At 41.5% G+C, this 14,796-nt stretch carries 13 protein-coding genes and 1 pseudogene; 6 read left to right on the top strand and 8 right to left on the bottom strand.

Annotation, left to right across the window (positions count from 1 at the left end; translation table 11 throughout):
* Positions 1 to 21 precede the first annotated feature (21 nt).
* Entirely contained in the window at positions 22 to 1,269 is a 1,248-nt protein-coding gene (gene nhaD, locus CTT31_RS07335; RefSeq protein WP_211859963.1) for a sodium:proton antiporter NhaD, read from the bottom strand.
* A 156-nt stretch (positions 1,270 to 1,425) separates the two neighbouring features.
* Between nhaD and CTT31_RS07330 the strand changes: the two genes are divergently transcribed.
* The 4 genes from CTT31_RS07330 to CTT31_RS07315 all read left to right on the top strand — a co-directional run bounded on the left by CTT31_RS07330 (position 1,426) and on the right by CTT31_RS07315 (position 6,656).
* Positions 1,426 to 2,670 carry a hypothetical protein gene (locus CTT31_RS07330; protein ID WP_260492267.1) on the top strand — a complete coding sequence of 415 codons (1,245 nt, stop codon included), beginning with the start codon at positions 1,426 to 1,428 and terminating at the stop codon, positions 2,668 to 2,670.
* 4 nt (positions 2,671 to 2,674) lie between these two features.
* Positions 2,675 to 3,223, top strand: a complete 549-nt coding sequence (locus tag CTT31_RS07325; protein WP_010371906.1) for a condensin complex protein MksE — start codon at positions 2,675 to 2,677, stop codon at positions 3,221 to 3,223.
* A complete protein-coding gene (locus CTT31_RS07320; RefSeq protein ID WP_260492266.1) occupies positions 3,220 to 5,997 on the top strand; it encodes a coiled-coil domain-containing protein in 2,778 nt (925 codons plus the stop codon). The genes CTT31_RS07325 and CTT31_RS07320 overlap by 4 nt, the downstream gene beginning before the upstream one ends.
* 107 nt (positions 5,998 to 6,104) lie before the next feature.
* Positions 6,105 to 6,656 (top strand): DUF4136 domain-containing protein, encoded by a 552-nt coding sequence (locus CTT31_RS07315; RefSeq protein WP_010371911.1) that lies wholly within the window; start codon positions 6,105 to 6,107, stop codon positions 6,654 to 6,656.
* A gap of 79 nt (positions 6,657 to 6,735) precedes the next feature.
* Here CTT31_RS07315 and CTT31_RS07310 read toward each other — a convergent pair whose 3' ends face one another.
* Both CTT31_RS07310 and CTT31_RS07305 read right to left on the bottom strand, forming a co-directional pair.
* On the bottom strand, positions 6,736 to 7,872 hold the full coding sequence (locus tag CTT31_RS07310) for an HBL/NHE enterotoxin family protein (protein ID WP_260492265.1): 1,137 nt from the start codon (positions 7,870 to 7,872) through the stop codon (positions 6,736 to 6,738).
* 398 nt (positions 7,873 to 8,270) lie between these two features.
* Complete coding sequence (locus CTT31_RS07305; protein ID WP_211859667.1) at positions 8,271 to 9,242, bottom strand: transposase; 972 nt, start codon at positions 9,240 to 9,242, stop codon at positions 8,271 to 8,273.
* Positions 9,243 to 9,506: 264 nt separating this feature from the next.
* On the opposite strand from CTT31_RS07305, the pseudogene CTT31_RS07300 reads away from it, so the two are divergent.
* Together CTT31_RS07300 and CTT31_RS07295 are read left to right on the top strand one after the other, a co-directional pair.
* A pseudogene (locus CTT31_RS07300) lies at positions 9,507 to 9,753 on the top strand (IS110 family transposase); the annotation flags it as partial.
* Positions 9,754 to 10,011: 258 nt separating this feature from the next.
* Positions 10,012 to 10,158 carry a hypothetical protein gene (locus CTT31_RS07295; RefSeq protein ID WP_211859666.1) on the top strand — a complete coding sequence of 49 codons (147 nt, stop codon included), beginning with the start codon at positions 10,012 to 10,014 and terminating at the stop codon, positions 10,156 to 10,158.
* A gap of 81 nt (positions 10,159 to 10,239) precedes the next feature.
* Here CTT31_RS07295 and CTT31_RS07290 read toward each other — a convergent pair whose 3' ends face one another.
* The 5 genes from CTT31_RS07290 to fabG all read right to left on the bottom strand — a co-directional run bounded on the left by CTT31_RS07290 (position 10,240) and on the right by fabG (position 14,790).
* A complete protein-coding gene (locus CTT31_RS07290) occupies positions 10,240 to 10,554 on the bottom strand; it encodes a cupin domain-containing protein (protein ID WP_039495568.1) in 315 nt (104 codons plus the stop codon).
* 621 nt (positions 10,555 to 11,175) lie between these two features.
* Positions 11,176 to 12,099 (bottom strand): DMT family transporter, encoded by a 924-nt coding sequence (locus CTT31_RS07285; RefSeq protein WP_039495567.1) that lies wholly within the window; start codon positions 12,097 to 12,099, stop codon positions 11,176 to 11,178.
* 52 nt (positions 12,100 to 12,151) lie between these two features.
* Complete coding sequence (locus tag CTT31_RS07280; protein WP_017219267.1) at positions 12,152 to 12,628, bottom strand: MaoC family dehydratase; 477 nt, start codon at positions 12,626 to 12,628, stop codon at positions 12,152 to 12,154.
* A gap of 2 nt (positions 12,629 to 12,630) precedes the next feature.
* Complete coding sequence (locus CTT31_RS07275; protein ID WP_026001087.1) at positions 12,631 to 14,043, bottom strand: FAD-binding oxidoreductase; 1,413 nt, start codon at positions 14,041 to 14,043, stop codon at positions 12,631 to 12,633.
* A 9-nt stretch (positions 14,044 to 14,052) separates the two neighbouring features.
* Positions 14,053 to 14,790 (bottom strand): 3-oxoacyl-ACP reductase FabG, encoded by a 738-nt coding sequence (gene fabG / locus CTT31_RS07270; protein ID WP_211859663.1) that lies wholly within the window; start codon positions 14,788 to 14,790, stop codon positions 14,053 to 14,055.
* Positions 14,791 to 14,796 lie beyond the last annotated feature (6 nt).

Below are 14,796 nucleotides of genomic sequence, written 5' to 3'. Positions count from 1 at the left end.
AAAAAATTAAATCCATTGGTCTTAAATAAGCTGACCCGCGAAATACGCGCCACTATATCCAATGGTATATGCGATAAGCAGATAGATACTCATTTTAAGATAGCTTGAGAAGGTTAAGGCTTTAACCTTACTCATTGCAATGATCCCCGCTGCAGAGCCAATGATAAGCATAGAGCCACCAACGCCAGTCGCATAAGTAAAGGTTAGCCATTGCGCTGGAGTCATCGTAATGTCTGCTTTTAATAGTGCCGCCGTCAAAGGCACGTTATCTACCGCCGCACTCATTAAACCGACCAAGTAGTTTGCGTATTCCGGCGCAAGATGCAGGTATAAATCGGTAAATTTAGACAGTACACCGACCTCTTTCAACGCACCAACTAATAACAGCACACCCACAAAGAACAATAAGGTGTCGTATTCAATTTCACGGATATAGTCGATGATTTTCTTATTAACGTCTTTCTTGCGCATCAAGAATTGCGCCATTAAGAACATCAAAGACAAGCCAAATAAGAAAGTTAGCATCGGCGGCACATGGTATTGCACGCTTAAGAATAACGTGGCAAAAATGGTTGATAAGAAGATGAGTGCAATCGTGATATCGGTCTTTTCAATTCTGCGTAATTCTGCCTTTTCAAAGGTAATTTTTTCATTCATACCAATAGAAAGCATGGCTGCTAACACAAATACACTCAACATCGACGGCATGATCAGCAATAAAAGGTTTGGGATCGTGACTTTATCGGCCAAAAATATCATCAAGGTGGTTACATCACCGGTGATCAATGATACCCCACCGGAGTTGACACTGAAGATAATTAACGTCGCATATTTTATTAACTTTTTCGGGTCAAGTTTCAAAGACATGACCACAGCTAATGAAATAAGCGTCGCAGTAATATTATCCGAGATGGATGAAAATATGAATGCAAAAGCACCGACCAAAAACATTAGCTTGCGTTCGCTAATATGGGTTGGCATGATCCGGTGAACAATATTTTGGATAAACCCTTTTGAGTTCAAGTAAGCCACAAACGTCATGGCAGCCATTAAGAACAGCCAAAGTGTCGCGATTTCTAAAATGTTATGGTCTAGCTCAATTTGTACAATTTCTGGGCTTTGACCATGAATTGGAGAGATAAAGGCGATAATCCAACATAAAGTACCAAAAAAAAGCGTTGTTTTGGCCTTGTTTACGTGAATAATATCTTCTATAACGATGAGTATAAAAGCGATGGCGATCAGGGTTAGAATAATGGGCGTGACCATAATGCGTAAACAACCTGTAATTAAATGTAACAAGGGGTGGGTTCGTTTTCGCGGCGGATTCTAGCACCATCACAGTCCCCATGCTACGTACGATAAACATTTTGTGACAAATTGATGAAGTAGCGATGTAACTTAGCTACTACACACTGGAAAGTTATGATCCCAGCAAAAAAATTATTAAATACGATAAATGAACACTGGAGCGTACTCGAGCTACTTTTTAAACGATTTAAGCTCGCAGATTTCAGTCTAAAAGATGTACAAAACATCCTAAAACAGAAAAACCCTAGCTGGTCGAGTGAACGAATTTATAAAGAAACCAATCGATTACTCCAACAAGAAATTATTATCCCTTTAGCTAAATCTTCACAGTTAGAAATCAACCGTGCCATCGCTGACTTCGCCAGCTTTCTTTTACAAGAAGAGAGCCTTGGTTTAGCGGAAGAGATCACGGTGCTGGTAAAAGACTTAGAAAGATTAGGTAATCGCATCGCACAAGCTGGTGAAGAGGCTGACTACTCTGAGCTACGCCGTTTTAGCCGCATTATGGACGAACGCGTTCGTAAAATTGTTAAGCTGTTCGAGCATAACGAAAGCGCTATCATGAACTTGGTTGAACAAGCAAAGTCTGACACTTCAACGCTTTCTCTTGGCATGAGATATAAAGCGGTACTGGAAGCGTTTGACGAATATATCGAACCTATGCTGGAAATGGTCGATATTCATGGCCCTTTCCAACGCTGCTTTGATCAAATAGAGCTTCAGGTCAGTGAGCAAATTGACGAGATTGAACAATTAGGCCGTGGTGCTGCAGACAAACGCATGCTGGAGCAGCTCAGAACACGCATTTTAGATATGCACCTCATTGGTAGAGAAAGTTTAAGCCGCAGTGCCGATCTCCTCATGCCGTTAAGAGAAGAGCTACGCCGCAATACACTCATTACGCGGCAAGCCTCTAAAGTCCTTGGACAAATTAGAAAGCGCGGCGTTGACCGTTTACTCTCACCAGTTCAACCAGAATTTGTGTCAGACATTCAACGTTTTAACCTCGGACAAAAGCGTCACATGGTCGCTTATATGGCAAGTCTTGTTGAGTTTGAGCATGAAGAATATCAGCTACCCGATCACGACAATGTGCCAGCTTATCAAAGCCCTAACATTCCAGATTACAACTCAGTAAAAACGAGATTTCAACAAACCGGTAAAAAGCGCCAGGCACTATTGGGCTTTTTAAGCGATAGCTACCCAGATCTCGAAGCAGACGAAATGCTGTTTCTTTATCAAAAGCTGATCAACGAATCTGACTTGGCACTTAGCCAAGAGCAACAAAAGAGTAAGATCACTATCGCATCGCATACCTTCTCTTTATATCCATTTAGTGCCAAAGCAAAACAAGATTAGCATTATGACGACAATTAACTTAGACATGCTCAATGAACTCCAAGCCATTAATAAAAAACTGGTGAGCGGGTATCATATCAGTGAGCAAGACACTACCCTTTGGCAAGAATTAGATCAGCAAATTGATAGCTATCAAGCGCTATTTTCAGCCTTAGGCCATGACTTACAGCACGATGCCCGTGGTTTTTATTATTTGGCAAGCGATGAAAGCACGCCAAATATGGGGAAAATTTCCCGTGCGATTGCCCTAACCATTTATATTTTGATTGAACACTATGCCAACCAAGGTAAAGATCCGCTTCGCGTACTATTTGATGAAAGCTGCGATTTAGAGCTAATGCAAACCATAGTGCAGCTCAATAAGCATCTTTTTGATCAGTTGGAAATATTTTCGGGCTCAGATCTCAGAAAAGACGTGTTTTTACGTATGGTGAGACTGGGTCTAGCCCGTGAGGTTGAGCAAGGCTTTATGCTACTTGCACCGATTTATCGCTACATTGACGCGCTAATGGAAGTAAACGAAGAACAATATGATATTGAGGACGAGCTATGAGCGAGCAGTTGTACGGCTTAAGGAAACTAGCATTATTAAATACCGCCGGATACGCTAAATGTGTCATTCCTCTGGATAAAAGCGCGTCTATCTGCGCTCCGAATAACACCGGTAAAAGCTCGGTGATCAATGCGCTGCAGTTTCCACTTATCAACGATTTAAGACTGACTGAATGGGATGGTCACGATTTAGAAGAAACGCGTAAGTTCTACTTTTCTTCTGATCAATCCTATATTTTGCTGGAAGCCAACCTCCCCCACGGCGATGTGGTCATTGGCGTTGCGGGGCTGGGTAAAATCGCCGGTTACGCGCACCAGTTTTTTTGCTATCAAGGCAAACTGAATCTTGATGATTACACCCAAGGTAAAAGTATCATCAAGTACACTAAGCTATTTAATCACTTACAGGAAAAACAACTTAAGCCTGTAGAGCTAAAAGCACAAGAGCTTAATGCCCTACTCACAGGTGGCGCCACACCATTTGATGGCGATATCAACCTGAAGATGATCCCACTGAATAATGTCCAAGATGCGCCGGTATACAAAGAAATATTCCGTCGTATTCTGAATCTGCATAAACTCGGCGCGCAAGACGTAAAGCGCTTTATGCTCAAGGTGTTTGAACGCCATATGTCGAACTCGAAAGTCGACTTTTATGAAGTCTGGCGTCGCGCTTTCGATAAGGTCAACCGCGCGCGCCGTGAACTAAATGCGCTGGAGTCGATGCAAGAGCCAATTTCAGCCCTTGAGAAAATGCTTGAAAATGAAGCGGTATTAAAAGGTAAACTGGCGGCTTACGCCCCGAAACTCGATTTAGCTTTGGTTGAATATGATAACTATCACAACGAGCAAATTGCAGAGCTGGCAACACAGCTAGAAGACATCGAAGCCGAAAAGCGCGAATTTGAGTCTAAGCAGCAGCTGTACGTCCAGCAATCTCGCGATATCGAGCGTAAGCAAACCCAAATAGAGCAATGGTTTACCGATTTCCACGCGTTAAAACGTGAATTTGAACTGACTAATCATGCAACGCTTAAAACCAATTTAACGCTGTTGAAAAAGGAATATGAGCAGCTTTCCTTCTCTATTAATAGTGCACAGGGGCAAAGTCTCCATACCCTTGATTTTCGCATCAATGAAACGCAAAAGCAGATTAAGAGTTTAAAACTGCAACTCAAGAACCTTGAGTTCAACTTGTTTACTCGTATGCGTGAAGATCTTTCTTTAAAAGAAGTGGAAGAGATCTCGCGGATCTTGAACCCAGATTTATTATCGTTTTCAACCACTTCTCAAGGTGAAATTGATATCACCGACGAAGATGCCTTTGGCGCATTTTTAGAGTCGCTATCTAAGTCAGTTCAAGGCGGTGAGCTTAAAGTACCTGGTGCTACCGTTAAGTTGAAAAAACTGAGTCCAGTACAAATGCAAAGCGGTGAGAACAAAGCCCAATTGCAAGCACAACTAGAGTCACTACAACAGTCGCTTAACGACTTAAAGCAGCAGCGAGAAGTAGCCGCAAACGTCGCTGAAAAGCAAAAAGAACGTGATGCGCTTTATGATGAACTCATGGCAACAGAAGCGGCCATGAAACGCTTTGAGCAGTATCAAACCATGTTGCAATCGGTCGATGCTCAACAAGCACTAAAAGAGCAACTAGAGATGGAACGAGAGCAAGTTGATGAATATTTACATGATATTCAACGTAATGCTGGTTCAATTTCAGACCGCCGCTCTATCATTAAAAGCAAGCAAGACTTGTTGGTGCGCCAAGCCGACCGCCTAAAGCAAGTGAAGTCAGAACGTATCGACCACACACTAGACCTATATTCAGGTAAGCTGGCACCGTATGAAATAGAAATTAATCTTGATTTTGATAATCTCTCTGAAGTGATCCACCAGTTTAACAAAGATTGTAATGAGCTTAGAAACTTAGACGTTAATGTTCGTAATACCTACTTGCATATCTACAATGCTGGGATCACTAAGTTTGAAAACGAGTCAGACGTTAGCATTAAGTATCAAAAGCTGATCAGCGCGTATCATAACTTAGATAACGAACGAGATGCCGTCGATAAACAAGCACGAGTGGCGCTCACTGAAGTGGCCGCAACCATTAAAGGACTGCGTCAAGACTTAGACCGCTTACGCCGAGAGATGAACAGCTTTAACAAAGGCATAAGCCAGCATCGAATCTCTAACTTGCAGGCATTCAAAATCAATGTCATCCCTCGTAAGATGCTAGTTGATAGCATAGATACCATTATCAGCACTTCAGATTTATATGAAAAGGGCGAAAGCTTAGACTTACTGAGCGAGCAGCCTAGCTCAGAAAAGTCTGTTAATGAGGCGAAAGATCACATCATCAAACTAGCAAGTGATAAAGCGGGATTGACGTTAACCGATCTCTTCGACATTCGCTTTGAGGTGGTCAACCGCGCAGGTGACACTGAGCACTTTGATAAAATTGACTCGGCCGGCTCAAACGGTACGCGGATCACTATCAAGCTTTTATGTGGCATGCTATTTATTCGCTATCTGTTATCTGATCAAGAGCAAGCGATGTATCGTATCCCAATTTATATCGATGAAGCCGCAGATATCGACCCACAAAACCAAAAGGCTATTATCGAAACCGCACTAAGCTTTGGGTTTGTGCCAATTTTTGCATCGGTGAAACCACAGATCAGCTGTGACTACTTGGTGCCAATCCGCAGTGTTGCACAAGGTAGCCAAAACTGGGTGGATGAAAAAGACTGGATAGAAGTGGAACATTAATCCCAAGTTAATGTCTTAGATACAATTATTAAAGGGTGCTTGTCTCTACCATTTAACGCCTTAACACGTTAAGGTAGAGCAAACATCCGACTAAGGAGTAAAGACACATGTTTAAGAATATTGTTATCGCCACTTTGGTGCTGATGTTAGCGGCCTGCGCCAAAACCCCTGATTGGGATTATGATAAGTCTGTACAATTCGCTAACTACAAAACCTATGCTTGGTCACCTGAAGCAGACCTAAAAAATAATGGTCGTGAATACCAAGTCAATGACTTAATGGAAAAGCGGATCCGCAGTGCAATTCAAAACGAAATGAGCAAACAAGGTTTCACCCTCACCGATCCGCAATCGGCCGACTTACTGGTTAACTATCACGCATCAGTTGATACAAAAATTGAATCTGACTCACTTCACACCACGTATGGTGCGCGTTGGAACTACTGGGGTATTGGCTGGCAAACACAGACCACAACACGTGAATATGAAGTAGGTACGCTAGTACTCGATATGATAGACAAAGCATCTAACCAGCTAGTTTGGCGCGGTGCAAAAGAAGGTCGCTTACGTAGCAACCAATCACCAGATCAAAGAACAGCATCAATCAACAAAACCATTTCGGAGTTGCTGGCTAACTTCCCACCACAGCCACAACACTAAGCGAAAACCGGATCAAGCCTTCGCTTGATCCGAATTCCTGATCTTTATTTTGAAGGTGAATAAGTCTTAACTATACAAACTAACCTGCGTCGGCGAGCTCTATTACTGCCTCTTTCGGTTTTGCTGAAAAGTACTCTACATCTGCCAATATTTTAGCAGATTCACTCACAGTCAACCAATCGTCATCTGCCATCTGTAAGTCATTGCGCAGCTCTTTGTACTTACTTTGGTCCAAATCATACTGGCCGCTTTTTAAGTCTGAAACAACCTGCTTTAACTCATCAATCAACGTATCCCACACATCTTCGATCATTTTAATTTGGGTGCTAGCGGGTTTTGCTAATGCAGTTAGTTTTGAAAGATTTTGTGACAGTATTTTTAGTGCAGCAATAGAACTATTGTAATCATCCATCTCACTTGTTTTGGATTTAATTTTCAGTTGCAGAACTTTTATTTGAGCCTGTTCAACAATTATCGTTGCAATGCCTGCAACGGCCCCAATTACACCGAATGCTATACCCAAACCGAATGTAAAGATTCCTATCACAGCACCTGCGAAAAATGATACACCAGCCCCTATTCCAGCACCTGCTATTATTTGATTTTTACTTTCTATTTCTTTCTCCAACTCTTCGATGTCTTTTAATAATGATTGAACCTGTTTTTCGTCGTACTCTTTCTGTTTTTCAGCTTCAACAATAGCGCCTTTCATGGCTAAGTTATCCGACTCCATATTCTTCTCAAAATTTTGTAGCTTCACATGAAAACCCTGCGAAATTTCTACAAAATCGTTTAGGCTGTCAATCAAGTTTTCAATATTCCTTGTAAGCTGTTCCTTTGCTTCTTTATCCTTAGGGTTATCTACAAGTATGTCCAACGCGTCATTTATCGTTTTCATTTTTCTCTTAAAAATGAAGCCATAACTAACAATACTTTGAGGAATTTCTTTTAGTTCATATGCAACAACATTAAACCAATCTAGCGCATGTATTTTAGCTGATGCAAAAGACTTCTGAAAATTTTGATACCATTCTGGGTTGTCTGGCAACACTGGAATTTTTGTATTAAGAATACCATTGCAATAGTTCAAAATAGCGTTATTTGCATTTATTGCATCTGCTAATTCTTGCGCTGATGGGGTGCCACTCGATGCTAGAAATAAGTTTGTAGAGAATCTCTTTCTGATGAACTGATTTACGTCTGTCATATCATTCATAATCATTTTCCTTGTGTTGTAGAGCATGTTATTCATTAGCTCGTTAAATTAAAATCTATAATAGTCAACCAGCGCCAAACAGACCATTACACCAAATTACAGTTAATTACATTAAATAAATGGGGCATAAATCGCTGGGTAAATCGCTGATATGGGTAAATCGCTGATGCGCATAAATCGCTCGCATAAATCGCTGACACCCACCACTATTAACATCCAAGCTGAGGAAGTGAAGTAAAAGAGTATAAAAATACTTCAATCACTTTGGTCAAAAACGTTCATAGATAGGTTGTTTTTAACACTCAAGCATATCTCTACATCAAAACTGAGTTATTGCGCACGACAACGCGCTGTAAATACAACAGTTATAGATTTCTGAGTTGATGGTGTTCGTTTTACTAAGCCAACAAGCGCTCGCAATTTGTTAGGTTCGTCCGTCGTCGTTTTTGAAGTGTTTCGCAGTAAGCGGTTATTGTTCGCTCTCGTCCAACTGCACCGTGGAATACCCGAGAAAACTGCGTAGTAAGTTTTATCCAGTTTTCCGGTTCTATATTTAATCGAGTAAGAATGGGTTGAGACTCACAGATATAGCCTCGCTTGTCGGCGCGAATACATTGGCCTGTGAGTTCAACTAATTCAATATAGGATTTGAGTTCAAAAGGCAGACCTTTTGGCATATGTTTTCGTGGGCTGCCAGCAAAGCGTAGTAGGCTTTTTGGTTGTTTTCCCAGCTTCGCATGGTCGATGCGTTTTTTGATGCTGGTGTAGTCTGAGGTTTCAGGCGTTGCGGCGATTTTGGCTCTAATGGGGTTTAAGTCTACGTAAGCGAGACAAGCGACCAACGCCGCCTCGTCCAGTAATGCTTGGGATTTGAATCGTCCTTCCCAAAACCGGCCTGTACAATTATCTTCTTTATTTGCTCGCCGGGCGATGTCTTCGTTAAGCACTCGCATAAACCAGCTAATATCTGCGAGTCTTTCTCTGTACTTATCAACCAGCTCATCGAGTATCAATTGCTCCGACTCATTCAGTGGCTCATCTTCAATAAACTTTTGGCTTATCCAATTACCTTTAAATAACTTGTGCCATCGTATCACAGTCGCTTTATCCGACAGACGCTTAGCCTTTGTATCATCAACATATAAAACAATGTGAGTGTGATTATTCATCACGGCGTAAGCACAAACATCAATACAAAAAACAGACCCCAACATCAATAGCTTTTCTTCAACCCAATCCCGGCGGTGTTCGTATGATTTGCCAGTAAATTTATCTTCACCGCACAGAAAGGCGCGCCTTACGCAGCGGGAGATACAGTGGTAGTATTTGGTGTCGGTTAGACTGATTTGTCTTTTACGGGCAGTTGCCATAGTTTGGTTTCCTCAATCCTTTGAGTGCAGAGTTAAAGCTTAGGCGGTATCTTAGGAAGGTGCAAATTAGTGGTGGGTGTCAGCGATTTGCGCGGTAGTATTTGGTGTCGGTTAAACTGATTTGCTTTTTACGGGCAGTTGCCATAGTTTGTTTTCCTCAATCCTTTGAGTGCAGAATTAAAGCGTAGGCGGTATCTTAGGAAGGTGCAAATTAGTGGTGGGTGTCAGCGATTTGAGCGTGTCAGCGATTTGAGCGATTTGTGCGCTGGCAAAACCTATGGCACCAACGGCAATAAAATTGGAAATGGACACTTGAAATGGGCGTTCAGTGAAAAGCCGCTGTACTTTATTTACGTGGAAATGACAAAGCTCGGTGCTACTTAAACAAATTACAAAACGCATGAGCAAAGCTAAAGCACTTTCAGTGCTCGCCCATAAGCTCGGTCGTTGTGTTTATTTTATGCTTAAGAACAAAACGGTATTCGACGATGAACGTTTTTTAAAAAGCTAAGTCGCACAATGGGGTGAGCTCTACACCTAACTAGATAAGCACGAACAACCATGCATTATTTGTGTTTTTGTCAGTAATAGCTGAATTTTACAGGTAAGTGTTGTCGAAGTAATAAGCTATTTGGCCTTGATTAGACACCCCATTGGTGCGCATTTGTTTGAGCAATGAATTGAATCGTTTACACCTTAGCTGAGCCTTTAACTAACTGGACGAATGAGCCATCCCCTTGAGTAGTGCAAGATTAAGGTTAACCGATGAATGTCTAGTGGCCCTAAACGACAAGTTGTATCGACTGATTTAGGCAGCGATGAGATCGCAATAAGAGATTACGGCGTAACGCCCCTATATGTGTTTGCCGTAAACGATTTAACGGCTAACCGACATAACGAAGTTGAACAGGTTTAAGCGTTGCCAATACAAATTAGCAGCTTAAAAGTAGCTAAAAAGAATCGTTATGCTTACTTGACCGGATAAGGTTCATATGTGTTAGGTGTTCTTTGTAAACCAGAATTCAATTTCATCTGTTTCTACTTCGAACCGAGCTGAATGTTCGACGTGGGCAGGAACGTGATACCACTGCCCGAGCCCTATTTTCTCAGTTTTTCCACCCATAGTTAGAATCAACTCGCCCTTAGTTATTACACCATAGTTGTCAGTATCATGTGTATGTAGTGGAATTTCAGTTCCCGCAGGATATGAGGCGAACAAAACATCGCTATCTTTAGCCTCTAGCTTGTAAGCATCAAAACGACCATCGTAGAGAGGTAATTTCTTTATTTTTGCAGGGTAACTTCCAGACATCTCAATCCTCGCTAGAACACATAACATTTTAGTATTTATGCGACACGCAGTTTGTGTTGCATAATCGCTTTTTGGACTGAGCCTCTACCTGCTCGGTGTGACAGAGCTGGTGTTGTTTATGCTATGGCTTACTAAGAAAAAATAGGCTTTTTGGAGGCTCTCACTTTCCTAGCTAGTGTTATCAGTTTAGCTAGCGTTATTAAGCTTTCCCTGCATTGCTCAGCGCTTGTTATGTATTCATTACACCTAAATTTGCCTTAATAAGCAATTATATTTTTTACGCATACAGAGGCCGCTAGCCTGAACAATTAATTAGGTTAACTACTTGATTTTATAAAGCAGCCCTAATCAAGCAGTTAGCCCCTTGAGCAAAATTTTCTAGCTTGTTTTGGGCAGGAATGAGTTGGCTGAACGGCCGCTTTGTAGAATGAAAGTGACATTGACGACCCTCTAGTTTGCTCTAAGCCGCCTGTGAGGCCTGGTCTAGACCCATATTCACAAATCAGAAAATGCTCTGTGAGTTCTATCTAGTATTTTTATGGGGGCTTAAAATGAATGAGTACAGACCAGACAGTGTGCTTTGAAAAGCCGACTGCCTGGTTTAATACAGGTTATTTTGAGCTAAACGAGCTCATTCCGATTTTCTTTTAACTTTTTCTTTGTGATCCGCCAGTTTAGATTGACACCAGCCGCCCCTATCAAAATTGCACTGGCACCAGCGAATTGTAGTAACGTCAAGCGTGTATCGAATGCCGCCCAGTCAACGATAACCGCAACGACCGGATAGATGAAAGACAACGCTCCCACCAAAGCGGTCGGTATTTTCTGAATGGCACTATATAATAGTAAACACATCAGCCCGGTATGAATAATCCCTATCGTAACTAAAAAAGACCAAGATACAGCTGAAATGGCAGAAATATCTCCCAAAGGAGTAAATGGAAGAAGCACAAAAATACCAATAAAAAGTTGAAATGCCACAATAATATGAGGTGGGATATGCTTCAGCTTTTTGGCCGTGATAGCCGCAATCGCATAGAAGGACGCGGCTATTACCGCATAAAATACACCTTGTAAGTAAGTGTCTTTATCAGTGAGCGCCGCCCCTCCTTCTTGTTTTCCCACAATAATAAATATGGTTCCTAAGAAAGCACATATTAGCCACAACACTTTGTCCGTAGAAATATGCTCTTTAAAAAAGATAGCGCCAAGCAAGACAAGTATAAACGGTTCAATATGATAAGTAATCGTAGCAATTGCAATGGATGATAGCGAAAAGGATTTGAATAAAAACAGCCAGTTGAGTGATAAAGCCACACCGCCAACTGTTAGTAATATGAGTGACGGTTTATTGAGTTTAACTTGTTTAAAAATGCCCTTATACAAACAAACTAAAAGCATGAAAGTGGCCCCAAATAAACAACGCCAGAAAACTGCCGTTTCCGGTGATTGTTCTGACATCACAACGAACCAGCCTATGGTCCCTGCAATGGTCATTGAAGCAATCATTTCGAGGTTTCCTCTAAAACCTTCCTGTTTTTGCATTCTAACTCACTCCTTTTTCAGTGTTATTGAACCTGCGGTTAAGACATTTCTATTAGACTATACCAATATAAGAAAATGGAAAGGCTTTCACTTCAATAGAGTGTTGATCTGAACTGACATAAGACTGAGCATTTCCTGCAACCACTTTCCTGTTGTCACTATTGAAAATGTTAGTTTCGATACGAACTTTGTTGATCCCTATTTTCTCTCGCACTGTAAGCTCTATACGTATAACTTCATCAATCTTTACCGCGCCCAAAAATGCTAGATCCTGACCAAGATAAATACTCCCAGGTCCGGGCATTGCCATCGCTAGCGCGGCACTTATCAACGCGCCACTTAGCATGCCATGAGCAACTCTAGTTTTAAAAACGCTTTGTTGAGCGAACACTTCATCAAGATGAAGCGGGTTACAATCGCCAGATACTTGTGCAAACAGTTCGACATCAGATTCAGTAACTTTTTTATATAAAGTGACCTTTTTACCTAGGTGTAATTCATCAAATGGTGTACTTATTAATGTGTGCATACTTAACCTTCTATGTCTTCCTGTACTGAATTCAGCAGCACCACTTTTCCCGGGTTGAGGATATTATTAGGATCTAGTGCTTGTTTAATTTTTTGCATAAGGCTAATGGACTCGGACCCCAATTCCTGTTCCAGATAGTGCATTTTTCTCATTCCAACACCATGCTCACCTGTACAAGTCCCTTCAAACTTAATCGCACGTTCGATGAGTCTGGAATTTAATGCTTCAGCAGTTTGCCTCTCTGCTTCAATATCTGGGTCAATCAAGTATCCGAAATGAAAGTTACCATCTCCAACATGCCCCACAAGGAAATAAGGGAGACCTGAGTCGTTAACCTCATTAATCGATTCAAGTAAGCAATCAGCCAATTTATCTATTGGAACACATGTATCAGTGCTAATCGAACGAGCGTTCTCTTTTGAGGCGATAGCGGCATAATAGGTATCGTGTCTTGCCTGCCATAGTTTGTTTCTTTCTTCTTTTTCTGTTGCCCAATTAAACTCGGAACCACCAAACTGAGATACGATTGAATTTACTCTCTCAACTTGTTCACTGATATACTGCGACGATCCATGAAACTCCAAGATTAACTTTGGAATTTCAGATAGTTCAAGTTGGCTATAGTCATTCACTAAAGAAACAGTATGGCCATCCATCAGCTCTACTCGCGCAATAGGAATACTATTCTGAATTATACTAATAACAGAGTTGACTGCGTCAGAGATACTTTCAAAAGAACAAATGGCCACTGATATTTGCTCTGGTACCGGGTAAAGCTTCAGTGTAATTTCGGTGAATACACCCAACGTTCCCTCACTGCCGATCATCAATCTAGTCAAGTCATAACCTGCACTTGTTTTTCTCGCTTTGGTGCCTGTTTTAGCAAGCTTTCCTTCGCTTGTAATAACTTCAAGCCCGAGCACGTTTTCTTTCATTGTTCCATACTTAACAGCATTGGTACCACTGGCACCGGTTGAGCACATCCCACCTAGCGTCGCATTCACTCCTGGACCAATTGGAAAACATAAATTATATGCAGCAAGTGCCTGATCAAGCTGCTTTCTGGTAACGCCTGGTTGCACTTTTGCTGTAAGAGACTCAGGAGAAATTTCGAGAATCTGGTTCATGTGTGTCATATTCATGGCAATCCCCCCATGAATTGGTAGCACGTGACCCTCAACAGAGGTACCAGCTCCGAAAGGTACAATCGGCATTTTCATTTGATTAGCGATAGATACAATGTCCATCACATGCTGAGTATGCTTCGGGTACACGACTATATCAGGAGAAATCACGGTAGAAATAGGTGACTGATCTTGTCCATGCTTGACGCATTGATCCTCATCCATAGAACAGTCGACACCAAGATTTTTTAGTGCTTCAAATACCGTTAATGCATTTTGACTTACCATCATCTTTCCTTTTTAAACTGAAAGTCCACCGTCAACAGGAATAACTTGCCCTGTCATATAGTTACAAGAGTTTGAGCCTAAGAAAGTGACAATTTCTGCAATATCTTTTGCACTACCAAATCGCTTCATCGGGATCGAGTCCAGTACTTGCTCCTTTACTCGCTCGTGCAGTTTATCTGTCATATCCGTTACGATAAAACCAGGGGCTAGAGCATTAACATTAACACCTCTGCTTGCATACTCTTTGGCAAGTGAACGAGTGAGACCCAATATGCCAGCTTTACTAGCGGCATAATTTGCCTGGCCTGCTACGCCTATTAAGCCAGATACAGACGCAATGTTAATAATGCTTCCTTGTGTTTCTATAAGGTATTTGATTGCCTGTTGGCAGTGTAAAAAGGTACCTGATAGGTTAGTATCTATAACTTGTTGCCAGTCTTCGTAAGATAGGGATTTAAAAGCCTTATCTCTGTTTATACCCGCATTGTTTATCAAATAATCTAATCTTCCAAATTGCGTAATGTGCTTCTCAATTGCCAGACAAATGCTATCTTTATCTGCTGCATCACTAAGTACACCGAGCACAGAACCATCACATTCCTGAATTAGTGACTCTGCGGCTTCTCGGTTATTTCGATAGGTGAATGTGACATTATAATTATGTGCGACAAGGTGACGAACGATTTCTCGTCCTATACCTCTGGCGCCTCCCGATACGAAAGCCGCTTTTTTTTCAATGTTGTTATGCATATCTAA

Origin of the sequence: Pseudoalteromonas maricaloris (assembly GCF_024746855.1) — a bacterium.
Classification (GTDB): Bacteria; Pseudomonadota; Gammaproteobacteria; order Enterobacterales; family Alteromonadaceae; genus Pseudoalteromonas; species Pseudoalteromonas maricaloris.
Note: the sequence above shows the minus strand (reverse complement) of the source record. Positions and strands in the feature narration are given on the sequence as shown.

Bases quoted from the DNA above. Each gene is read 5' to 3' on its own strand.
- nhaD (WP_211859963.1), bottom strand. From the start codon at position 1,269: ATGGTCACGCCCATTATTCTAACCCTGATCGCCATCGCTTTTATACTC.
- CTT31_RS07330 (WP_260492267.1), top strand. From the start codon at position 1,426: ATGATCCCAGCAAAAAAATTATTAAATACGATAAATGAACACTGGAGC.
- CTT31_RS07325 (WP_010371906.1), top strand. From the start codon at position 2,675: ATGACGACAATTAACTTAGACATGCTCAATGAACTCCAAGCCATTAAT.
- CTT31_RS07320 (WP_260492266.1), top strand. From the start codon at position 3,220: ATGAGCGAGCAGTTGTACGGCTTAAGGAAACTAGCATTATTAAATACC.
- CTT31_RS07315 (WP_010371911.1), top strand. From the start codon at position 6,105: ATGTTTAAGAATATTGTTATCGCCACTTTGGTGCTGATGTTAGCGGCC.
- CTT31_RS07310 (WP_260492265.1), bottom strand. From the start codon at position 7,872: ATGAATGATATGACAGACGTAAATCAGTTCATCAGAAAGAGATTCTCT.
- CTT31_RS07305 (WP_211859667.1), bottom strand. From the start codon at position 9,242: ATGGCAACTGCCCGTAAAAGACAAATCAGTCTAACCGACACCAAATAC.
- CTT31_RS07295 (WP_211859666.1), top strand. From the start codon at position 10,012: ATGTCTAGTGGCCCTAAACGACAAGTTGTATCGACTGATTTAGGCAGC.
- CTT31_RS07290 (WP_039495568.1), bottom strand. From the start codon at position 10,554: ATGTCTGGAAGTTACCCTGCAAAAATAAAGAAATTACCTCTCTACGAT.
- CTT31_RS07285 (WP_039495567.1), bottom strand. From the start codon at position 12,099: ATGCAAAAACAGGAAGGTTTTAGAGGAAACCTCGAAATGATTGCTTCA.
- CTT31_RS07280 (WP_017219267.1), bottom strand. From the start codon at position 12,628: ATGCACACATTAATAAGTACACCATTTGATGAATTACACCTAGGTAAA.
- CTT31_RS07275 (WP_026001087.1), bottom strand. From the start codon at position 14,043: ATGATGGTAAGTCAAAATGCATTAACGGTATTTGAAGCACTAAAAAAT.
- fabG (WP_211859663.1), bottom strand. From the start codon at position 14,790: ATGCATAACAACATTGAAAAAAAAGCGGCTTTCGTATCGGGAGGCGCC.